We start from the raw sequence: 20,427 nt of genomic DNA on the forward strand, positions 1-20,427 counted from the left end.
GTCCTCTTCGCTTTCCGCAGCCTCCGCTGCCCTCCTCGCGAGATCCACGATGGGATATCCATGTCCATAGCCAGACATGTCACCGCGCGCCGCCTGCTGGGGACGGGCCTCGCGTCGTTCGCCCTGTGTGCCGCCTCCGTCGCCGGGGCGTCCGGCGCCTTCGCGCACGGCACCCCCGGCGGTGACGGCTGGAAGTCCGGCGGCCACTACAGCCCCGGCACCGGGGCCGGCACGGAGACCGGCACCGACAAGTGCCAGTTCTCGGTCGACGGCTCGAACTTCTTCGACTCGGTGAAGGTCGACGACCAGAACCTGAAGGTCACCGACGACGGCAAGGTCCACATCAAGGTGCGCGCCGCCGACGGCGCCGCGAGCTGCACCGCCTCGCTCGCCTCCTACCTGGCCCACGGCGCCACCTTCGCCACCTCGGGCGAGCAGATCTTCATCGACTTCGACTCGGTGACGGTCAAGCAGGGCCAGACCGACTCCCTCGACATCGCGGTCCCGGACGCCGGCTGCTTCGCGCAGATCGACCTGTACCGGGGCGCTGTCAAGTTCGACGGCGAGAAGGACGCGAACGACGGCTTCGAGCACGGCGACCTGCCGGCCGGCCCGGACCACGCGGTCATCAAGGACAAGCTGATCGCGTCCTGGAACGGCGGCACGAAGGACTGCGCGACCGGCGAGTCGTCCTCCCCGTCCCCGTCGCCCTCCGCCTCGGAGTCGACCCCGGCCGAGGAGACCACCCCGCCGGCCGCGGAGACCCCGTCGCCTTCGGAGAGCGAGTCGACGGGCACGGCCACCCCGTCGGCCTCCGCCTCCGAGTCGACGACCGCCCCCGCGTCGGCCCCGAGCACCAACTCCGGCGGTGGCGGCGACCTCGCCGAGACCGGCGCCAGCTCCACCACCCCGCTCGTCGCCGGCGGCGCGGCCGTGCTGCTGGCCGGCGGTGCGGCGATCGTCATCGCCACGCGACGCCGTAAGGCGACCCGCGCCTGACCCGCACAGCCCGTACGCAGGTACGCCCCAGCCGTCTTGAGCGGCTGGGGCGTACCTGTCCCCGGAGGTCAGCAGTTGCGGATGGACCAGACGGGAGTCCAGTCGAAGGAGTAGGTGGCCGGATCCGGAGTGACAGTCGCCAGGACGTTGCCGGACTGGCCGTAGAAGTACGAGGTGACTCCACCGGTCTGGTGGTCGGCGTAGGTGCCCCCGCCGTTCCAGTAGGAGAGGGAGTACCTGTTGCAGGTGTAGAAGTAGAACACCTTGTAGTCGCTGGTCGTCGGGTCCCAGACCACGGCGCAGAGGTTGCCCGAGGCACAGGGCGCGGTTCCGCCGGGTGCCACGTGCGTCGTACTCACCGCCGGTGAGGTCGTCGGGGCGTTCGCCGCCGCGATCTTCGCCGACGCGCCTGCCGGTGCCGCGGGCGCGGTGATGGACCTGCTGGTGCCGCTCGCGTCGGCGGCCTGGGCCGGCCCGGCGACGAACAGGGCCGCCAGCGCCACCACCAGCGCCCCGAGGAGCCCGATGATCGATCGTGTGTCGCGCATTCTGATGAACCCCCTGTGAGGAACGGCGACCTGGACGCCCACCAGGCTGTCCGCAGCCGCCGTTCCGCCACCACACGTTTAAGCCGTGGCTTCAGGGTGCCGGAGACCGGCACCGCGATCGGCCTGGCACCAGGACCGGGGACGAAGGCGGCGCACGGCGCCGGGGCCGTCAGGCCGGGCGCCGGGGCCGTCAGGCCGGGCCCCAGGGCCGGGCCTCCAGCAGGGCGAGCCCGGCCGGGGTGATGGTGTGGACGACGTACTTGCTGCGCCGGACGCTGAACAGCAGGCCGGCCCGGCGCAGTACGGCGGTGTGCTGGCTGGCGGCGGCGCCGGAGATGCCGAAGCGCGCGGCGAGTTCGCCGGTGGTACGGCCGGTGACCACGTCCTCCAGGATGCCCGCGCGGGTACGGCCGAGCAGCGCGCCCAGCTCGGTGGCCCGCGGGGCCCCGCCGCTCACCCAGCCGGGGGTGTGGGCGATCGGGTAGACCAGCACCGGCGTCCAGTCGGGCGAGGGAAAGGCCAGGGTGATGGGTCTGCGGGTGCAGAAGAACGACGGTTGCAGCACCAGCCCCCGCCCGTTCAGGCGGACTTCACGGTCGACCGGGTAGTCGGCCTCCAGCACCGGGGGCCGCCAGCGCAGCACGGGACCGAAGCTCGCCAGCAGCCCGTCGGTGCCGCCCGCCAGGACCGCGCGGGCACGGGCGGCGCGGTCGGCGTCGATCTGGGCGCGGATCTGCGGCCAGTAGGGGGCGAGGGCACGCCGGTGGTAGCCCGACAGGGCGGCGCCCAGCCGGCGCAGGGCCTCGGGGTCGCCGTCGGCGAGCGCCCGGGCCAGGTCCGGTAACGGGCGGCGGCGGAGCGGGGAGGCGGCGAGGAGGGTGAGGTCGGCGCGCAGAGCGGTGCGGGGCGCGCCGAGCACGGTGTCGAGGGCGGCCGTCAGTTCGCCGTGGCCGCCGGCGGCGGGCGTGAGGAAGTCGGGGAAGTAGCCGCGGCCCGGCAGCAGCCCGGCGAGCAGCCGGTCCGCCGGGCCGCCCAGCCGGGGGCGCACCAGCCGCCGCCACGGCCCGAAGGACAGGGCGTCGGCGCCGTGGAACAGGCCCTGGAAACTGTTGGCGATCTCCCAGAGATGGTCCGGCCCGGCGGCGACCCGCACCCGTGCGACGTCGTCGGGCGTGAAGTGCACCCGCAACATGGGGAGTTCTCCGATGGTGGTCGGTCACCGGGGGTGGTCATGACGATGACCAGGAGGTTGTGCCCCATGAGCGTCACCCGTCCCATTGGATGCGGACAAGGGTGTTTTCAGTTGGCTTTGGCCTTCGGCCTAGCCGGTGACGACCGTCTCCAGATACAGCTTCACGTACCGCGCCACGTCCACGTCCAGGGCCACGTCCACCCTGGCCTGTTCCCGGCCGCCGCCGTGGATCTCGGCCTCGCCCGGACGGGGGCGGCGGTCGACGACGGTCTGGCCCCGGGTCGGTCCCGGGGCCAGGGAGACCTCGACCGGGAGCCGGCGCGTGGTCAGGCCGGCCGGGTCGGCGACGGCGCAGACCGCGCCGGCGTCGCCGAGGCCGCCGGACGGGTCGTCGCCGTCCGGGTCCGGGGCGGCGGGCCGGTGGGCGAGCAGGTCACCGGCGAGCCGGGCGCCGGGTTCCGCGCTCGCCCGCAGCCTCCGCACCTCCGCGCCCGGCACCACGACCCGCTGGAAGACGTCCAGGCCGTACATGGTGATCGGCACTCCGGCGGTGAGCAGGATCGCGGCAGCCTCGGGGTCGTGCCAGACGTTGAACTCGGCGACCGGCGTGGCGTTCCCGGTGGCGACCGCGCCGCCCATGAAGACGATCCGCTCGATGTTGCGGGTGACCTCGGGGTGGGTGCGCAGCAGCAGGGCGATGTTGGTGAGCGGCGCGGTCGGGACGAGGGTGACCGGGCGGGGTGAGGCGAGGATCTCGCGGCGGAGCAGGGTGACGGCGTCGACGTCGGCGGGGCGGCGGGCGGGCGCGGGCAGACCCAGGTCGCCCATGCCGTCCGTGCCGTGCACATGGCGGGCCGACCGCGCCGCCTCGATGAGCGGCCGCTCGGCCCCCCGCGCGACGGGAACGTCCCCGGCCCCGGCCCGCTCCAGCACGGTCAGCGTGTTCCGGACCACCCCGTCCACGTCCGTGTTCCCGGCGACACAGGTCACCGCCCGCAGATCGATCCCCGGATGCCGGACGGCGAACAACAGGGCGAGGGCGTCATCGACACCGGTGTCACAGTCGATGATCACGGGGATGGGCTGAGCGGTCACGGGGGGCTCCTTCCGTCACCCCGACTCTATGCGCCGATCAGAACACCCGAACGAACGGCACGGCAGCCGGGCAGGCGGCGCGGGCGAACGGCACAACAGCCACCCCCACCAGCCCACTCACTCACTCACTCGCTCTTGAAGTAGTGCCCCTCCTCAAGGTCCCCGATCAGCCCCACCTCGACCGGCTCCCACCCCAGCGACTCCCGAGTCCGCGCGCCGTTCACCGGCACATCCATCGAGATGAGCGCCCCGAAGAACCCGAAGTGCCCGGCGACCCGCTCCTGAGGCACCCGCTCCACCGGCACCCCCAACCGCCCCCCGATCACCTCGGCGATCTCCCGCACCGTGACCCCCTCGTCGGCCACCGCATGCAACTCCGCTCCCGCCGGCGCCTTCTCCAGCGCCAGCCGGTACAGCCGGGCGAGATCCAGCGTGTGCACACCGGACCACCGGTTCCCGCCGTCCCCGGCGTATCCGGAGACCCCCGTGGCCCGCGCGATCCGGATCAGTATCGGAAGGAACCCGCTCCGGTCGCGCACACTGTGCACGACCGGCGGAATCCCGACGACCACCGTGCGCACCCCCTGTCCGGCCAGCTCACCGAGCAACTCCCGGGTGGCGGACCGGGGATTCGCGTTGACCGCACTCTCGATGCGCTCGTTGCCGTCGCCCCGCCCCATACCGATCCCGACGAGGGTCTTGCCGGTGCCGGCGAGCACCTCGCCGAACGCCCGGGTCACCTCCAGATCGGTGGCCGCGGCACCGGCCATGTCCCCGGCGGCCATGGCCGCGTGGTCGAAGGCGAGATGGACGACGGCGTCGGCGTCGCGCGCTGCCGCCCGCAGCCCGTCCAGGTCCGCGAGGTCGCCGCGGCGGACCCCGGCGCCCAGTGCCGTCACGGCCGCGGCGGAGTCGTCGGACCGGGCGAGGCCGACGACCTCGTGTCCGGCCCGGAGCAGTTCGGGGATGACGGCGGAGGCGATATGACCGCCGGCGCCGGTGACGAAGACACGCATGACAGCTCTCCCGACAACGAGAAGAAGGTGATGTGACTCGGTACCGTCACCGTACACCGTGACGGTACCGAGTCACATCACTTAGGCTGTCCCCATGGCTCGATGGGAACCGAACGCACGGCAGCGACTCGTGCAGGCCGCGATCGACCTGTTCGGCGAGCAGGGCTACGACAGCACCACCGTCGCCCAGATCGCCGAGCGGGCCGGACTGACCAAGACGACCTTCTTCCGGCACTTCCCGGACAAGCGCGAGGTGCTGTTCGCCGGGCAGGAGGTGCACGGCCGCCTCCTGACGGAGGGCGCCGAGGCCGCACCGGCCGCCGCGACCCCGCTGGAGGCCGTCGCCGCGGCCCTGGACGCCCTGACCGCGTCCTTCACCCCCGAGCAGCGTGAGTTCGGCCCCCGCCTCAGCGCGGTCATCGCCGGCCACACCGAACTGCGGGAACGCCTGGCCTTCAAGGAGCTCAACCTCGCGGCGACCCTGACCGACGCCCTCCGCCGCCGCGGCGTGCCCGACCCGACCGCGGGCCTCGCCGCCGACCTGGGCGTCCGCGCCTTCGCCACGGCCTTCGCCCGGTGGATCGTCCCGGCGAACGACCAGCCCTTCCCCGACCTGGCCCGCGCCGCCCTCACCGATCTCCGCAAGGCGGCGGCCGCCCTCATCTGACGGCCGCCCTCGCCGGTCACCCGGTCACCCGGCCCGTCAGTCGTCCCACAGTCCGGTCCCCCGTCCCGCCACCCGCTCCCCGATCCGCCGCACCAGTTCCGCCACCGGCAGGGCACCCACCCGGCGCCCGTCCCGCAGTCGCAGGGCCGCCAGCCCCGCCTCGGCCTCGCGTTCGCCGATCACCGCCTGGTACGGCACGAGCCTGCCGCCGCGCACCCGCGCGCCCAGACTGCCCCGCTCGGGACCGGCGACCTCGGCCCGCAGGCCTTCCGCGACCGCCGCCGCGACCAGCGCCTCGGCCTGCGCCAGCTGTGCCTCGGCGACCGGCAGGACCAGCAGCTGCACCGGTGCCAGCCAGGCCGGGAAGGCCCCGCCGTGCACGTCGAGAAGATGCGCGACGGCCCGCTCCACGCTCCCGATGACGCTCCGGTGCACCATCACCGGCCGGTGCCTGCCGCCGTCCGCCCCGACGTACCGCAGATCGAACCGCTCCGGCTGGTGGAAGTCGATCTGCACGGTGGACAGGGTCGACTCCCGGCCCGCCGCGTCCGCGATCTGTACGTCGATCTTCGGACCGTAGAACGCGGCCTCCCCCTCGGCCTCCTCGTACGCCACGCCCGCCCCGTCCAGCACCTCCCGCAGCAGCACGGTGGCCCGCTGCCACAACTCCGGGTCGGCGACGTACTTCCCGCCCTCACCGGGCAGCGAGAGCCGGTGCCGTACGGCACTGATGCCGAGGTCGGCGTAGGCGCGGGCGATCAGCTCCAGGGCGGCGCGGGCCTCTTCGACGGCCTGGTCGAGGGTGCAGAAGATATGGGCGTCGTTGAGCTGGATGGCCCGTACCCGGGTGAGTCCGCCGAGGACACCGGACAGCTCGGCGCGGTACATGGCCCCCAACTCGGCGATCCGGAGCGGCAGTTCCCGGTAGCTGCGGGCCCGGGACCGGTAGATCAGCGCGTGATGCGGACACAGGCTCGGCCGCAGCACGACCTCCTCCGCCCCCACCTGCATGGCCGGGTACATGTCCTCGCGGTAGTGCGACCAGTGCCCGGAGATCTCGTACAGCTCGCGTTTGCCGAGGACGGGCGAGTACACGTGCCGGTACCCGGCCCGCCGCTCGGCGTCCCGGACGTACTCCTCCAGGGTGTGCCGTACGACCGCCCCGTCGGGCAGCCAGTAGGGCAGGCCCGCGCCCATCAGCGGGTCGGTGTCGAACAGGTCGAGTTCACGGCCGAGTCGGCGGTGGTCCTGCATGGCGGATCTCCCTCGTCGGAGAGGGGAACGGCCCGCGACACGACAAAGCCCCGGGACGTTCCCCCGGGGCTTCGGACAGGTCGGATGTCAGCGCGCCGGGACGGTCTCCGGCGTCGTCGTACGGAACGGACACGGCAGGGCGCGCTTCATGCGGGACACACTAACGACAAGACCGGACACCTGGCGAAAGGTTTTCCAACCTGCTCCCCCAGCCCGCACGGGCCCCCTTCGACACCCGCCCCGGGGCAGAAGGGTTCGGCCTCCGGCCTCGCGAGGGGGCCGTGGTCCACGCAGGGTTCACTGTCCCTGTTTTCACTCGCAGACCTGCCGACGCGCGTGCCGTCGTGGCTGGCTGTCGTCAACTGAGGCTCAGACGGGCCACATCTAAGTGCTGACGTCAACCGGGCACGCGAAGACGGACTGTCTCTGGGCCGTCTGGGGTCGCTCAACGCCGGCAAAGACGACCACCAGGCCCAGAAGACAGGGCATTGACTCGGCCAGTAGGAGTCCGATCGGTAACCCTATTCAACCCTTGGAATCTCTACGTAAGCCGACTGGCCATACTGAACAGCGGATCCCCACTTCCGCGAGGGGCATTAACAAAGAAGTTGACCCTTTTTTGGGCAGAGCGAGATGGAAGCCAAACGACTCGCCCGTTCAGCTTGATGGAAGTCGCGAGATTTTCCTTTCGGAGAATCTCCAAGCATTGAGGAACCAGCTCTCGACTAGCCTGTTCCATTCCCCGCACCAGGGCCCCTTCAGCCCTGCCACTCCCACGCTGCAAGTATAGCTTTCGGACCAGCGTAATCATGACACGCACGCCAGCTGGAAGCGAACTCCGCAGCACGTCGGCATTCCGTTCGAAGGAGTCGAGGAAATCACCGAAGGTGCAAGCATTGAAAGCGACCGGAGGGAGGTCCTCCTGACTAAATCGCCCGATCACTCTCTCGAACCAGCAACCCTCAAACCGCGGCATGCAAGTTGCGTCGATCTCCCCATCGAGAACAAGTGTCTCGATTCCACAACGGGAGAATTTTACGCCTGACAGATCTCCAAACCCTTCATAGAAGTCCAAGTGTGGAATCAACACCTCGTCGGCATTAAATGAGCCAGAGATGGAGACCCCCAAGGAAAGTGCCACGCGCGCAGCATCGGCAGTCACAGTATCGAGGTCATTACGCTGGGCGAAGGACATCGCTGTTGCGATCGTCCCCTCGTTTGCAACCTCATGGCATTGTAGGGCTGCCACTTCGATTCCCGACTGAAGTAGAGACTGACTCCATGCCCGCGCTGCCTGGATGTCGACCGAGAAAGGATTCTTAACGAAAGACGAGACGTCCCTTGCCTGTGCTGCGCTGGCAAGATCGAGGTCGATAAATTCCCGAGTCCCCTCCTCGAAATTCGGATCTGACCCCAGGCCTGGCAAACGGTGCAGGATCGTCCGCTGGTCATCACTTGGCTCCCGCCCACGGACAAACTTGAACCCTTCGTTTATTTCCGCGTACGTAAGCGGCCCAAGGCAACTGGCGCTTTTCCTAGCCATCGAGGCAAGGCGCTCCATTGTCAGCCTGATGGTAGGACCGTCAAGACCCGTCTCGATACTTGCCTCACGCTTGCTAATCTGGTCTAGGAGCCAGTCCCAGCCCTCCGCTGGACTGAGCCCATGTAGCGACCCAAGCTCGGCCCCCAAGAGTCTTTTGCTGGCCAGGTATCCAATCAGTAGCGGCCGCTTCGGTAGCCAATCGGGCAGCGCCTGCCATTGCTTTCCGCGCAAATATTGTTCGATCTGCTTGTCATTGAACTCGGACAGCTCCAGCAGGGTGCACGATTCACCATTAAACAAGGAGCTATTCAGTTCCTCTAGGCTGTCAAAATAGCTCCGCCTACCCACCAGAACCACAGATGCCTTGAGTGGAGTCTTCTCGAAAAACTGGCGAACCAATTCCACCGCCCTACGGCGAGAATGACGCAGTTCAACGATGTCGCTACTCCACCCCGGCGCCGCGATTTCGTCGAATCCGTCAAGGAGCACGTCGACATAGCCGGCTCTCCAGGCGGAGATGATCTGATCTGGCCGGTCGTAACCCAAGTCCTCAGCGTGTTGAGTCAGAGCCACTCGAGGACTGCGCTGCCCCCAGTGATCTCGCAGATTGAGGTGGACCGGGTGCCTGAGGGTCTTTCCGGATTTATGAGCCTGAGAGAGCCTGAGATAAATTTCCCGGAGCGTCATACTTTTACCAATGCCATAATCGCCGACGATGCAGAAACGCTCGGCCGATTCGACTCTGTTGATCAAATCACCAAATGAAGGCGAGGGTGAAGAGCTGTCCTCCGGGCCGATCGATTCAAACTCTGCGGGAATATATCGTTCAAGTTCATGGCCCCTACCGGCTGGATTCATGGCGCTACCAAAGGCCATCCGCTCACGCCTTTGAGCGTACAGATAGGCGTCGAATAGGCGTGCTTTGAATCGCTTAAAGGAAATAGGGGTAATTCGACGGTCGATCGATTGGAGCGCTTTGGTTTGTTCAGTGGTAGGCTCACCAAGAGTCACAAACCAACCTCGTGCGGTTCGCCCTTCGCTGCCAGTCCATCTATTAATGGCCTTGCTAAGCTTCTTTCCGTCGTGCTCGGCCTTGTCCTTTCGGCCGGAGACCGTGACCTCAACGCAATGGACAACATCGTGGGTGAAGTAGACGCCATCGTGCTCAACGCCGTCGAGATTGATAGCGCCGTCGTCTCTGGCAGTCGTCCAGAGTGCACGTGCGACGGTTCGCACTTCCTCTTCGAACTCAAGATGGTCCATCATCGGCTCCGGTCACTCCGTCCAGGTAAAATCGCTGGTGAGCGATGCAGACATGTCGCGCATGTCCAACCCTAGCCACCCGAGTACACGACCGTCATGTAGATCGCAAAGTCCCGTCTATCGCTCTCCCCTGGCTCAACTTGCACATGTTGATACGCACTTCCTGCGCTACAGGCGATCTTCGAGCAACCCCGGCCCACTTCACCTACTGACATACCTTCAGGACAGCCCAGGAGGGCCGGACCCAAGGTCAGCCGAGATAGGGCCGCTCGCGGTGCTCCAGGAAGTGACGGATCCGGAGCCGCTGCGTATGGTGCATCGGCAGTTGATCGATCTCCGTCGGCTGGACAAACCGCAGCTCCGTGGACTCATCCGAGATCGCGAGTTGGCCGCCGATCGTGCGGGCGGTGAAGCAGACGTTGAACTGCCGGCGCACCTCACCGTCCGAGTAGGCGATGACATGGCGAGGGTCGGTGTACGTGCCCACGAGCCCGGTGATCTCCACGTCCAGTCCCGTTTCCTCCTTCACCTCGCGGACGGCCGTTCCCGGGAGTGAGTCGGTCATCTCCATGCCGCCACCAGGGAGCGCCCAGAGATCGTTGTCCCGGCGGCGCTGAAGGAGCACGCGCCCTTCGTCGTCGGTGACCACGGCGGACGCGGCGACCACCAAGCTGTTCGGCTCCGGTGCCGTCGGGTCGTCGTAGTACTCGGTCCGTGCCATGGTCACCCTTCTGTTACCGGCGTGGCGGTCTCCCACACCGCGTCGAAGCTGCCGGCGTAGGTGTCGAACATGCCGCCGTCTCCGTTGCGCCGAAGATGCCACACGGGAGCACCGTAGGCGTTCACGCCCCAGACGTGGGCGTTGACCATCGCCTGATCGTCGGCGCGGTAGATCGAGTTGTAGAGCGTGGTGGCGTGGGTCCGCACCTCGATGCCAGGTACCCCGGCGAGGGGGCGATAGTGCATGAGGGCAAGTCGGCAGCGGGACTCGATCCCGTGGCCGAACTTCTCTTCTGCGCCGCGCTGTTGGACGTTCACGCTGTCCGGATCGCCGATCGCGATACGGACCGCACACCCGTCGGCAGCTCGCTCTCGCAACAGGTCGTTGAGCCGCGGGTACGCCTCGTGCAGGAAGACGGCGGCATAGACCAACACGTCGATGTGCTCGTGGGCCTGGGCCAGCATGTCCACGAAGGTGGAGACGGGGATGTCCGCCCGCTGGTCGTAGAGAGCCACAAGTTCCGGACTGACCGCGCGGGCAGGGCGTGCCTGCCGGAGCACGGGCCACAGAGCATGCACGTCTTCTCCTAGCGTTTCCGCGGCCAACATGGCAGTGGCACGGCGCGGCGTACGCCCCAAATTGACCCACCGCTCGATGGACTTGGGATCGACTTCGACCTTGTCCGCGAGTGCGGCGTACGTCCAGCCGCCGGCCGCCATGGCAGCACGTAACCTCTCGTTCGGCATCCCAATCTCTCCCTGCACTCGGGGACGGCACCAGGGACGTTCTACCCGACGCGGGACGTCCCGAAGTGGGGTTCGTGGGAGGTTCCGACGTCCTGATAGGCGGCAGGATGCTCGTGCCTATGGCGAGCAACCAGCAGACCGGACCAGGCATCGGTGAACTGGCGAAGGACATGGCCAATGGGCGTATCGGCGTCGTCATGGGTGAGGTCGGCGCCCGGGTGCAGATAAGGCCCATCAGTGGCGGCATCGAGTGGGACGCCCAGCCGGACAACGTCGTGACGCCGACCGCGCGAGAGGAACTGAGCGTCCGCCTGGCCATCAAGAACGCCAACAGCAGAGATGGCCTGTGATGCGCGCCCTCGGCCGGTACAGAGGCTGTTCATCGTCGTGATCAGCGCGTCGTGTGGCCTGGTGATCGGCATGGCCCTCGGTATCAGCCAGTAGACCGGCCGCCCCGAACTGGGTGCCGATGCCTTGGCTCCCCCGTCCCCGTTCGGGGCCGGCCTTCCTCAACGCCTCCTGAACTCCTCGTCCATCCTTCGCTTCCCCGTGGCGGACGGACGAGGTCCAAGTCCCTCACCCACCTGGTGCCGGTGGCATGTCAGTTGAACTCCCGCTCTCAGCGGGCCAAACCGTGCATGCGCCGCCCGGAGCGGGCCGCAATACGCAACACCTCGAATCGGGAACGACGAACGAGAGAGAAGCGGATGACTGTCGTTGCAGAGGCACAGACCACCAAGGGCACAGGTACGCCCGGCCTGGTGTGGCTGGACCTCACCCGGAAGTGTCAGCTCGCCTGCGGCCACTGCCACAACGAATCCGGCCCGGACGGCACACATGGCTCGATGACCACCGAGGACTGGGCGCGCGTGCTCGACGAAGCCACCGCGGCCAGCGTCCCCCGAGTGCAGTTCACCGGCGGTGAGGTCACCATGCACCCCGATGCGCCGACCCTGATCGCGCACGCACTGAAGCTCGGCCTGGCCGTCGAGGTGTACAGCAACTTGGTCCACCTGAACGAGGACTGGTGGAGCCTGCTCCGACGGGAGACCGTCAGCCTGGCCACGTCGTACTACGGCCAGGAAGACGCACACAACGCGGTCACCGGGCGGAACAGTCACGCCCGCACCCGAGCGAACATCGTGAAGGCGGTGACGGAGAACATCCCGATCCGAGTGTCTGTGATCGTCTCCGATCCATCCGACACCGGAGAGGAGACGAAGTGGGAGCTGGCGGCCCTGGGCGTGCGAAATGTCCGCGTCGATCACATCCGGCCCTTCGGGCGCGGGGCGAACGGACAGGAGCCGTGCACGGACGGCCTCTGCGGGCGATGCGGGGACGGGCGCGCGTCCATCAGTCCAAGCGGCTCGGTCTCCCCGTGCGTGTTCTCCACATGGCTGAGCGTGGGAAACGTCCAGGATGCGCCCCTGGGCGCTATCCTCGGCGGCCCCGAGATCGCACAGGCCAACGCGGCCATTCGAGCGGGGCGCAACATCGGCGGCTCTCGCAGCTGCGGCCCCGACAGCCCCTGTGGCCCGGACAACGACGACGCCCGATCCTGTACTCCCGACACCGACGACGAGTGCTCTCCGGGGACACCCGGAAGTGAGTGCACCCCGAGGAACTGAACGGACCATGGACACCGATCTCCCAGAATCCGCGATCCTTCCCCTGATCGAGGAGCACACGGGCCCCGTGGCCGGGATCGACCGGACCGAGCGCGGCTTCAGCTCGGATATGACGGCCGTGGTCGACTGCGCCAGAGGCCCCTTCTTCGTCAAGGCCATGCGCAATCGGCCGGGCGGCCGACGGAAGTCCCTCATCAGGGAGAGGCAGATCAACAGGTACCTCGGGCACATCTCACCGCCGTTGCTGTGGGACGTGGAAGCCGAAGACTGGTTGGTCCTGGGCTTCGAAGTGGTCGACGGCCGGTCGTCCGACTTCGCTCCCGACTCGCCTGACCTGCCCCTGGTGGTCGACTCGATCGGCGAGATCGGGCGGCTGTCCCTCCCGCACATCGCCCAGGACTGGACCGAGACGCGGTGGGACCGGTTCGTCTCCGACAGCGCGGAGGCCGAGCTGTTCAGGGGTGACTCGCTTCTCTACACGGACATCAATCCAAGCAACTTCCTCATGGTGAAGCGGCGCGTGTGGGCCGTGGACTGGGCGTGGCCGACCCGGGGCGCGAGGTTCATCGATCCTGCACTCCTGGTCGTCCAGCTCATTGCAGCCGGGCACACGCCGGACAGTGCCGAGAAGTGGGCAGAGCGGTTGACCGCATGGCGTGAAGCGGCCCCGCAAGCGGTCGATGCCTTCGCCGCCGCGAACCTCCGGATGTACCGGGCCGCTGTCGGCCGGAAGCCCGAAGCGGACTGGCTCAAGGCCATGGTCGACGCATGCCGGGCGTGGACCGAATACAGGGGGGTGGCCCCGGACTAGCTGAATGTCGAGCGGCCGGCGAACAGGCGAGCCCTCACCCGGACGGACCGGAGCGGTGGTAGGCGGGCGCCAGTGGTGATGGCGTGATCTCACGCGTCCCACCGCTCCTGTTCCCGGAGAGGCCCCGCCATGAGAGTCATCGCCTCCGGTCTTGCCGTGGCCGGCCTGCTCGCCGTCTCCGCCTGTACGCCCGCCCGGCCGCCGGAGGCGTCCGCTCCGGGCGCCTCCCCGGCGGCGAACGCGACCGCCGCCGAGCGCCCCGCCCCCGCTCCCGCCAGCCCGGCCGCCTCGCCCGGCACCCCGGCGCTCACCCCCGGGCAGGCCCAGTCGGCGCTGATCGGCGAGGCCGACCTCGGGGTGCCGTGGACGGCCGGCGACTCCACCGCCACCTGGCACGACGGGCTGCTCAAGGCCGTCGCCGGGCAGCCCGACTGCCAGCGCCTCCTCGACGCCCTGTACGCCGACGAGTTGCTGGAACCGGCCGGCCCGCACGCCGTCACCGTCCTCGACGACGGCGACGACGACGCCCAGCTCCGCTACCAGGTCTACGCGAGCCGCGCCGCCGACGTGGACCGGACCCTGGCCTGGCTGCGGGCGGTGCCCGGCGTCTGCGGGCAGTTCGCCGCGCAGACCACCTCGGCCGGGACCGCGGCCGTCCAGGTCGCCGACTCCCGGCTGCCGGAGTTCGGCGAGGCCCGGCAGGGGCTGCGGGTCGCCCTCACCGCGCAGCCCACCCCGGACGACGATCCCACCACCCTCACCGTCGACATCGCCGTCGTCCGCGTCGGCGACGACGCGATCGTCCTCACCGCCGGCGCCCTCGGCACCCTCCCGGCGGACACCACCGCACAGACTCTCGACATCGGCGTCCGGCGCCTCGCCCAGGTACGGGAACAGGGCCGGGCGCAGGCGTAGCACCCGGCCCCGGCGGTCAGGGGAGGATCGCGTCGACGTAGCCGCCGTCCACCCGCAGGGCGCCCCCGGTCGTGGCCGACGCCTGCTGGGAGCTGAGGTAGACGACCATGTGGGCGATCTCCTCCGGCTCGATCAGCCGTTGCAGCAGGGACTGCGGCCGGTACTCGCGCATGAACGTCCGCTGCGCCTCCTCCCACGGCAGATCCCGGTCCACGAGTCCGTACACGAAGTCCTCGACGCCGCCGGTGTGCGTGGGGCCCGCGATGACCGAGTTCACCGTCACGCCCGTGCCGGCCGCCTTCTTGGCGAATCCGCGGCTCACCGCGAGCAGCGCGGTCTTCGACATCCCGTAATGGATCATCTCGGCCGGGATGGCCACCGCCGAGTCGCTGGCGATGTACTGCACGCGCCCCCAGCCGCGTTCGGTCATGCCCGGCAGGTACAGCCGCGTCAGCCGTACGGCGGAGAGCACGTTGACCTCGAAGTAGCGGCGCCATTCGTCGTCGCTGAGCTCCAAGGGGTCGGCGGATCCGAAGACACCCAGGTTGTTGACGAGGATGTCCACCTGGGGCAGCAGTTCCGTCGCCCGGGCCGCGCCCTCGTCGGTGGCGACGTCGGCGGCCACCGGCACCAGGTCGGCGCCGGGAGCCTGCGCGGCCAACGCCCGCACGCTGTCGGCCACCCGGCGTTCGTCACGGCCGTTGACGCCCACGCGGGCCCCGGCCCGGGCGAGCCCCACGACGATGGCCGCACCGATCCCCTGCGTGGAGCCGGTGACCAGTGCGGTGCGTCCTGTCAGATCGATACGCATGGGCGGGAGGGTTCCCTTCGTACGCCGGTGAATGCCGGGGTTCGTGTGCCGGTGCCTACGGTTGCCACCGTCCGTCATGCGGGGCGGCCCGACCCGGTCACCGGAGCCGAACGGGCTACGGCGTCTCGTACGGGTCCGACGGCTGCCGCACCGTGCGTGCCGACCTCGCGTCCAGCACCGGCGGCCAGGCCGCGTCCGAGCCCAGCCTGCCCTTGGGGTGCCAGGTGCCGGTGACGGTGACCCAGGTGTCGGTGAGCGGCGCGTCCTCGCCCCTGATCTCCACCTTGCTGGTGGTGGCGTCGGCGGCGCAGCAGGTGACCATCAGCCGGGTGAGATACCAGGTGCCGCCGTCGGAGCCGGACGTGACGAAGCCCGTCATGCGGACGGTACGGCCCGTCAGCGAGCGCCCGCTGTCGTAGATCGCCCGTGAGCTGAACTCGGCGAGCGTCAGCGGTACCGGGTTCCCGGCGGGCAGCGCCGGGAAGGCCCCGACCCCCTGCGCCGCCCGCTGCGCCGCCTCGCGCTCCGCGCTGTACGAGCCGAGCGCGGGCGGCGGGAAGAGGAGCAGGGCGAGGGCGGGGAGGGTGAGCAGCCAGGCGATCCGGGGGCCGTGGCTGTGGTGGTGGTCCTCTTCCCGAACCGTGAGGCTCTTCAGGACCGCCGTCGTGAGGCCCAGCAGGATCAGGGCGATCCCGGAGGTGATCAGGTACGGGCGCAGGGACGCCTGGACGTAGCGCAGGTACAGGTCGCCGAAGAGGGTGATCCGCAGGACCGCCGCGCCGACCAGGCCGAGCAGCACCGGTCCGCCGTAACGGCTCACAGCAGCCACCACCCCACCAGGACGGACGACGACAGCGCCACCAGCCAGGTCGCCGAGGAGAAGCGGAGCGCGAAGCCCCGGCCGAAGGTGCCCGCCTGGAGGGCGATCAGCTTCAGGTCGACCATCGGGCCCACCACCATGAACGCCAGCCTCGCCGTGGCCGGGAAGGCGCTGAGCGAGGCGGCCACGAAGGCGTCGGCCTCGCTGCACACGCACAGCACGACGGCGAGCACGGCGAGGAGGGGGACGGCCGTCCACGCGGAGCCGGTGAAGACGTCCAGGACCGATCTGGGCACGGCGATGTTGAAGGTCGCCGCGGCCGCCGCGCCCAGCACCAGGAAGCCGCCGGCGTGCAGGAAGTCGTGCTGGAGGCCGGTGACGAAGGCGCGGGGGCCGGTGGCGTGGGAGTCCTGGGCGGTGCGGGGCGGGCGCAGCCACTCGTCGCGGCCGAAACGTGCCCACAGCCAGCCCATCACCACCGCGGTGCCGAGGGAGGCGACCAGCCGGGCCAGGACCATCTCCGGCCGGCCGGGGAACGCGATCGAGGTCGCCACCAGCACCACCGGGTTGATGGCCGGCGCGGAGAGGAGGAAGGCGAGGGCCGCGGCCGGGGCGACCCCGCGGCGCATCAGACTGCCGGCCACCGGGACGGACGCGCACTCGCAGCCCGGGAGTACGACGCCGGCGGCCCCCGCCACGGGAACGGCGAGGGCCTGGTTGCGGGGGAGGAGGCGGGTGAACACCCGCGCGGGGACGAAGGCGCCGATCGCCGCGGAGACGACGGTGCCGAGGAGGAGGAAGGGGACGCCCTGGACGGCGACCGCCGTGAACACGGTCCACCAGGCGGCGACCGGTGGGGTGTAGAGGTCCAGGGCGAGGGTGGGGCCGAGAACGGAGGCGACGGTGGCGATGGCGAGGAGGGCGGTGCCGCCGAGGAGGGCGTGGACGAGGGCGCGGAGGAGGAGGCGCAGGGTGTCGGTTGCCGTCCGTTGGTTGTGCACCGTGGGGACGGTAGCGAGGGTGGCTGTCGGTCGGCAGAGAGTTGGCTGTGTGTCGGGTGCGGGTCCGGTGGGGGCTGGTCGCGCCCACGCGGCGGAGCCGCATATCGATGCAGCCCCGCGCCCCTAAAGGGGCGCTGCAGCACCGCCAACGAAAGTGTGAACGGGCGTCAGGTCCCGCAGCTCCTCGCCGGAGGCGTTCGCCGGGTCCCGGTCCCACACCGTGAGGTCCGCCCAGCGGCCCGGCGTAAGGGTGCCGCGCAGGTGGGACTCGCCCGTCAGGCGGGCCGCCTGGGTCGTGTGCAGGGTCAGTGCCTCCTCGTACGAGATCGCGTGCTCGGGGCCCTTCACGCCGATGACCGTCTGCCTCGTCGTCATGCCCCACACCGAGCGCATCGCGCCGAACCGGCCGACCGGGAAGTCGGAGCCCGCGCTGACCTGGGCGCCGAGGTCGACCCAGCCGCGGGCCGGGAAGAGGCGGGCGACGCGTTCCGGGCCCCAGTAGCCCTCCTCCACCTCGGCGGTGTCGTGCAGCAGCGGCTGCTGGATGGTGACGGGGATGCCGAGGGCGACGGCGCGGGCGCGCTGCTCGGGGCCGGCGAGGCCGCCGTGCTCCATCACCAGGGCGCCGGCGGGCAGGCCGGGGACGTTGTCCTGGACGCGTTCGTAGACGTCGAGGAGGGTGCGGACCGCCCGGTCGCCGTAGGCGTGCGTGCCGACCCGCCAGCCGCGCCGGACCACCGCCTCGACCGCCTCGGCCAGCGCGTCCGGCTCCCAGATCAGCGTGCCGGAGAAGGAGTGGTCGCAGGCGTACGGCTCCTCGGTGGCGCCGGCCTCCAGGCCGCCGTCGAGGCCGAACTTGACGCCCCACACCGACAGCCACGGGTCGGCGTCGTAGCGCCACTCCTCCATGGTGTCGAGCAGGTCCTCCACCTGGGCGGCGCCGGTCATGCCGAGCGCGGAGATCAGGGACCGCACCCGGACGCCGAGCACCCCGTCCTCGCGGGCGGCGCGCAGGAGTTCGTGGTCGGCGGGGGAGACCATGCAGTCGCGCACGGTGCCGATGCCGGTGGCCGCGTACTGGCCGGCGGCCAGGCGCAGTCCGTCGATGCGCCGCTGCCGGTCCTGGGCCGGGATCAGCCGCTCCACCAGGCCCATGGCGTTGTCGACGAGCCGGCCGTCGAGCCTGCCGTCGGCGTCGCGGCCGATGATGCCGCCGGCCGGTACGGGGGTGTCCTCGGTGATGCCGGCCAGGCGCAGCGCGTAGGAGTTGACGACGTCGTTGTGGCCGCCGCGCTTGACCAGGACGGGGTGCCGGCCGGTGGCCCGGTCGAGTTCGGCCGCGGTGGGCAGGCGGCGCTCGGCGAGGTTGAGCTCCTGCCAGTTGGTGGTGGTGCGGATCCACTCGCCCTCGGGGGTGACCGCGGCCCGCTGCCGGATCAGGTCCAGGAACCCGGGGATGTCGTGGGCCAGGTGGACGGGGACGTCGTGGGCGCCGTGCGCGGCGAGGATCAGGTGGGTGTGGGTGTCGTCGAAGGCGGGCAGCACGGTGGCGCCGGGCAGGTCGTGGACCTCCGTCGCCGCGGTCACCAGGTGGTCGAGGCCGTCCGGGTCGGCGGACACGGCGGCGATCCGGTCGCCGCGCACCGCCAGGGCCCGCTGGGGTGCCTGCCCGGGCACCAGCGTGTGCACCGCGCCGGCGCGGACGAGCAGGTCGGCTCCGTGGTCGGTCATCGTCTTCTCCGTCGTCTCGAAGGTGTCGCTGACGAGACTGTTTTAGAAGCCGTTCGGTGCTTCCCCGCCATATCGAGGCCGCTGCCGCAGGAAACACGACAGCGGAGCAGCCCCTGATATCGATCGTGCGACAACTACCGGACGGTAGCGGCAGCCCCTACAACGGCGGCTGGGCCGGTGCCGGGCCCAGGGTCGTGGTGCCGGGGGCCGTACGGTGGCCGAGGCCCGTGCGGTACGCGTCCAGGGCCGCCTCCACCCGGCCGGTGCGGCGCAGCAGGTCCCCCAGCAGCCGGCACAGGTCCGCCAGGTCGCCGGCCGCGCCCGCCCGCTCCAGCAGGCTCAGGGCGCGGACGTAGTGCTCCTCCGCGGCCTCGGTGTCCCGGGCGTCCTCGGCGATGATGCCGAGCAGGCGGTGCGCGGCGGCCGCGTGCACGGCGCCGCGCTCGGAGGAGAAGTCGCCGAGCACGTCGTTCAGCAGGGCGGCGGCCTCCTCGGACTTGTCCCGGCGGTGCAGTACGTCGGCCAGCTCGACGGCGGCCTGGCTGCGGTACAGGGCCGCCCGGGTCTCCGACAGCATCGCCAGGGCCTCCCGCAACTCGCTCTCCGCGCGCTCCAGTTCGCCGTTCTGGGCGCAGACGTAGCCGCGCATCCAGTGGCAGTTGGCGAGTTCGGTGCGGAGCTGGAGCTGGCGGTACAGCTCGGCGGCCTTGGCCAGCGAGGCGTCCGCCTCGGCGACCCGGCCCTCGGCGAGCAGGGTGCGGGCGACGGAGCGGTGCATCCGGGCGATCAGCGCGGGGTCGCCGGCCTGCGGGGCGAGGGCGAGGGCGAGTTCGGCGGCCTGGGCGGCGCGGGCGTGGGCGCCCATGTCCATGTACGGGCCGATGGCGGAGGCGTAGAGGAGCAGGAGCGCGTCGGGGTCGTGCAGGCCGCTGCGGTTCAGCTCGTCGAGCGTGGTCTCCAGGAGGTAGACGGCGTACCGGAGTTCACCGGCCAGATAGTGGCTGACGGCCCGGCCGCGGATCGCCGGGACGCGCACCGGCAGCGGCTCGCCGGCCGTCCACAGCTCGGCCCGTTCGAAGAACTCCCGGGCCCGGCCCAGCTCGCCGGTGTCCAGGGCGCACTCGCCCATCCCGAGCAGCGCGGTGGCCTGCTCGACCGCCAGCCCGTGCGTCTCCGCCTCCTCGAAGAGGGCGGCGTACAGGGCGGCGGCCTCCTCGGCCGCGCCGGTGGCCAGGGTGCGCTGTGCCTCGGTGAGCCGCAGCCTGAGGTCGGTGGCGAGATGGGCGGGGCGCCCGCTGGCCAGTTCCTCGAAGCCGACGCCGAGCCGCCCGGCGATGTGCCGCAGCGCCTCGTCGGAGGCCCGTACCCGCCCCGCCTCCAGCGTGGAGATGTAGGCCGGTGTGTAGGCCGGCTCGGCCAGCTGCCGCTGGGTCAGCCCCCGTTCGGTGCGCAGCTGCTGCACCCGCCGCCCGACGGTCACCGGATCGTCCCGTTCATGCATTCTGTCACTCCCCCCAACTCCCCCTGGACCCCTTGCCGTTGAGCTCTGTAAGCCCCTAGGTTAAACGGCGAATTAAACACGCTTAACCCGCCCCTGTCGTTGCGAGGTCGCCGTGCTCGGACGCACATCCGCACGCCCCACCGCACTCCCCCACTCCCGGTTTCG

19 protein-coding genes are annotated in these 20,427 nt (G+C 70.2%); 6 read left to right on the plus strand and 13 right to left on the minus strand.

Annotation, left to right across the window (positions count from 1 at the left end; all coding sequences use genetic code 11):
• Positions 1-60: 60 nt before the first annotated feature.
• Complete coding sequence (locus ACFWXC_RS06030) at positions 61-999, plus strand: LAETG motif-containing sortase-dependent surface protein (protein WP_384473752.1); 939 nt, start codon at positions 61-63, stop codon at positions 997-999.
• Positions 1,000-1,067: 68 nt separating this feature from the next.
• Here the strand turns inward: ACFWXC_RS06030 and ACFWXC_RS06035 are convergent, their stop codons facing one another.
• From ACFWXC_RS06035 to ACFWXC_RS06050, 4 genes are all read right to left on the minus strand, one after another.
• Positions 1,068-1,547 carry a hypothetical protein gene (locus tag ACFWXC_RS06035; RefSeq protein WP_384473755.1) on the minus strand — a complete coding sequence of 160 codons (480 nt, stop codon included), beginning with the start codon at positions 1,545-1,547 and terminating at the stop codon, positions 1,068-1,070.
• A gap of 190 nt (positions 1,548-1,737) precedes the next feature.
• Positions 1,738-2,739, minus strand: coding sequence for an ArsR/SmtB family transcription factor (locus ACFWXC_RS06040; protein ID WP_384473758.1), 1,002 nt, complete (start codon positions 2,737-2,739; stop codon positions 1,738-1,740).
• A gap of 129 nt (positions 2,740-2,868) precedes the next feature.
• Positions 2,869-3,834, minus strand: a complete 966-nt coding sequence (locus ACFWXC_RS06045) for a nucleoside hydrolase (protein ID WP_384473761.1) — start codon at positions 3,832-3,834, stop codon at positions 2,869-2,871.
• Between the two features lie 125 nt (positions 3,835-3,959).
• Positions 3,960-4,850 (minus strand): SDR family oxidoreductase, encoded by an 891-nt coding sequence (locus ACFWXC_RS06050; RefSeq protein WP_384473764.1) that lies wholly within the window; start codon positions 4,848-4,850, stop codon positions 3,960-3,962.
• A 94-nt stretch (positions 4,851-4,944) separates the two neighbouring features.
• Between ACFWXC_RS06050 and ACFWXC_RS06055 the strand changes: the two genes are divergently transcribed.
• Positions 4,945-5,517 (plus strand): TetR/AcrR family transcriptional regulator, encoded by a 573-nt coding sequence (locus ACFWXC_RS06055; protein WP_384473768.1) that lies wholly within the window; start codon positions 4,945-4,947, stop codon positions 5,515-5,517.
• Positions 5,518-5,553: 36 nt separating this feature from the next.
• On the opposite strand, the gene thrS is transcribed toward ACFWXC_RS06055, so the two are convergent.
• The 4 genes from thrS to ACFWXC_RS06075 all read right to left on the minus strand — a co-directional run bounded on the left by thrS (position 5,554) and on the right by ACFWXC_RS06075 (position 11,044).
• Complete coding sequence (gene thrS / locus ACFWXC_RS06060; protein WP_384473771.1) at positions 5,554-6,771, minus strand: threonine--tRNA ligase; 1,218 nt, start codon at positions 6,769-6,771, stop codon at positions 5,554-5,556.
• Positions 6,772-7,312: 541 nt separating this feature from the next.
• Complete coding sequence (locus ACFWXC_RS06065) at positions 7,313-9,580, minus strand: NACHT domain-containing protein (RefSeq protein WP_384473774.1); 2,268 nt, start codon at positions 9,578-9,580, stop codon at positions 7,313-7,315.
• 247 nt (positions 9,581-9,827) lie between these two features.
• Positions 9,828-10,298: an NUDIX domain-containing protein gene (locus tag ACFWXC_RS06070; RefSeq protein WP_384473777.1), complete on the minus strand. Its 471-nt coding sequence runs from the start codon at positions 10,296-10,298 to the stop codon at positions 9,828-9,830.
• Positions 10,299-10,300: 2 nt separating this feature from the next.
• Positions 10,301-11,044, minus strand: coding sequence for an XRE family transcriptional regulator (locus ACFWXC_RS06075; RefSeq protein WP_384473780.1), 744 nt, complete (start codon positions 11,042-11,044; stop codon positions 10,301-10,303).
• Between the two features lie 119 nt (positions 11,045-11,163).
• On the opposite strand from ACFWXC_RS06075, the gene ACFWXC_RS06080 reads away from it, so the two are divergent.
• The 4 genes from ACFWXC_RS06080 (at position 11,164) to ACFWXC_RS06095 (ending at position 14,398) form a co-directional block, all read left to right on the plus strand.
• Positions 11,164-11,394, plus strand: coding sequence for a hypothetical protein (locus tag ACFWXC_RS06080; protein WP_384473783.1), 231 nt, complete (start codon positions 11,164-11,166; stop codon positions 11,392-11,394).
• A 357-nt stretch (positions 11,395-11,751) separates the two neighbouring features.
• Entirely contained in the window at positions 11,752-12,672 is a 921-nt protein-coding gene (locus ACFWXC_RS06085; RefSeq protein ID WP_384473786.1) for a radical SAM/SPASM domain-containing protein, read from the plus strand.
• Positions 12,673-12,739: 67 nt separating this feature from the next.
• Complete coding sequence (locus tag ACFWXC_RS06090) at positions 12,740-13,483, plus strand: phosphotransferase (RefSeq protein ID WP_384473789.1); 744 nt, start codon at positions 12,740-12,742, stop codon at positions 13,481-13,483.
• A gap of 129 nt (positions 13,484-13,612) precedes the next feature.
• Positions 13,613-14,398, plus strand: coding sequence for a hypothetical protein (locus ACFWXC_RS06095; RefSeq protein ID WP_384473792.1), 786 nt, complete (start codon positions 13,613-13,615; stop codon positions 14,396-14,398).
• 16 nt (positions 14,399-14,414) lie between these two features.
• Here the strand turns inward: ACFWXC_RS06095 and ACFWXC_RS06100 are convergent, their stop codons facing one another.
• From ACFWXC_RS06100 to ACFWXC_RS06120, 5 genes are all read right to left on the minus strand, one after another.
• Positions 14,415-15,209, minus strand: coding sequence for an SDR family NAD(P)-dependent oxidoreductase (locus tag ACFWXC_RS06100; protein ID WP_384473796.1), 795 nt, complete (start codon positions 15,207-15,209; stop codon positions 14,415-14,417).
• 115 nt (positions 15,210-15,324) lie between these two features.
• Positions 15,325-16,029 carry a TIGR03943 family putative permease subunit gene (locus ACFWXC_RS06105; RefSeq protein ID WP_384473800.1) on the minus strand — a complete coding sequence of 235 codons (705 nt, stop codon included), beginning with the start codon at positions 16,027-16,029 and terminating at the stop codon, positions 15,325-15,327.
• Positions 16,026-17,030: a permease gene (locus ACFWXC_RS06110; RefSeq protein ID WP_384473802.1), complete on the minus strand. Its 1,005-nt coding sequence runs from the start codon at positions 17,028-17,030 to the stop codon at positions 16,026-16,028. The genes ACFWXC_RS06105 and ACFWXC_RS06110 overlap by 4 nt, the downstream gene beginning before the upstream one ends.
• 123 nt (positions 17,031-17,153) lie before the next feature.
• On the minus strand, positions 17,154-18,761 hold the full coding sequence (locus ACFWXC_RS06115; RefSeq protein ID WP_384473805.1) for an amidohydrolase: 1,608 nt from the start codon (positions 18,759-18,761) through the stop codon (positions 17,154-17,156).
• Between the two features lie 157 nt (positions 18,762-18,918).
• Positions 18,919-20,262, minus strand: coding sequence for a helix-turn-helix domain-containing protein (locus ACFWXC_RS06120; RefSeq protein WP_384473808.1), 1,344 nt, complete (start codon positions 20,260-20,262; stop codon positions 18,919-18,921).
• Positions 20,263-20,427 lie beyond the last annotated feature (165 nt).

Origin of the sequence: Streptomyces sp. NPDC058683 (assembly GCF_042716195.1) — a bacterium.
GTDB lineage: Bacteria > Actinomycetota > Actinomycetes > Streptomycetales > Streptomycetaceae > Streptomyces.

What these genes read in the sequence shown, in the direction of transcription:
- ACFWXC_RS06075 (WP_384473780.1), bottom strand. Translation starts at nt 11,044, where the DNA reads ATGCCGAACGAGAGGTTACGTGCTGCCATGGCGGCCGGCGGCTGGACG.
- ACFWXC_RS06055 (WP_384473768.1), top strand. Translation starts at nt 4,945, where the DNA reads ATGGCTCGATGGGAACCGAACGCACGGCAGCGACTCGTGCAGGCCGCG.
- ACFWXC_RS06040 (WP_384473758.1), bottom strand. Translation starts at nt 2,739, where the DNA reads ATGTTGCGGGTGCACTTCACGCCCGACGACGTCGCACGGGTGCGGGTC.
- ACFWXC_RS06115 (WP_384473805.1), bottom strand. Translation starts at nt 18,761, where the DNA reads ATGACCGACCACGGAGCCGACCTGCTCGTCCGCGCCGGCGCGGTGCAC.
- ACFWXC_RS06120 (WP_384473808.1), bottom strand. Translation starts at nt 20,262, where the DNA reads ATGCATGAACGGGACGATCCGGTGACCGTCGGGCGGCGGGTGCAGCAG.
- ACFWXC_RS06085 (WP_384473786.1), top strand. Translation starts at nt 11,752, where the DNA reads ATGACTGTCGTTGCAGAGGCACAGACCACCAAGGGCACAGGTACGCCC.
- ACFWXC_RS06100 (WP_384473796.1), bottom strand. Translation starts at nt 15,209, where the DNA reads ATGCGTATCGATCTGACAGGACGCACCGCACTGGTCACCGGCTCCACG.
- ACFWXC_RS06070 (WP_384473777.1), bottom strand. Translation starts at nt 10,298, where the DNA reads ATGGCACGGACCGAGTACTACGACGACCCGACGGCACCGGAGCCGAAC.
- ACFWXC_RS06095 (WP_384473792.1), top strand. Translation starts at nt 13,613, where the DNA reads ATGAGAGTCATCGCCTCCGGTCTTGCCGTGGCCGGCCTGCTCGCCGTC.
- ACFWXC_RS06080 (WP_384473783.1), top strand. Translation starts at nt 11,164, where the DNA reads ATGGCGAGCAACCAGCAGACCGGACCAGGCATCGGTGAACTGGCGAAG.
- ACFWXC_RS06030 (WP_384473752.1), top strand. Translation starts at nt 61, where the DNA reads ATGTCCATAGCCAGACATGTCACCGCGCGCCGCCTGCTGGGGACGGGC.
- ACFWXC_RS06050 (WP_384473764.1), bottom strand. Translation starts at nt 4,850, where the DNA reads ATGCGTGTCTTCGTCACCGGCGCCGGCGGTCATATCGCCTCCGCCGTC.
- ACFWXC_RS06035 (WP_384473755.1), bottom strand. Translation starts at nt 1,547, where the DNA reads ATGCGCGACACACGATCGATCATCGGGCTCCTCGGGGCGCTGGTGGTG.
- ACFWXC_RS06065 (WP_384473774.1), bottom strand. Translation starts at nt 9,580, where the DNA reads ATGATGGACCATCTTGAGTTCGAAGAGGAAGTGCGAACCGTCGCACGT.
- thrS (WP_384473771.1), bottom strand. Translation starts at nt 6,771, where the DNA reads ATGCAGGACCACCGCCGACTCGGCCGTGAACTCGACCTGTTCGACACC.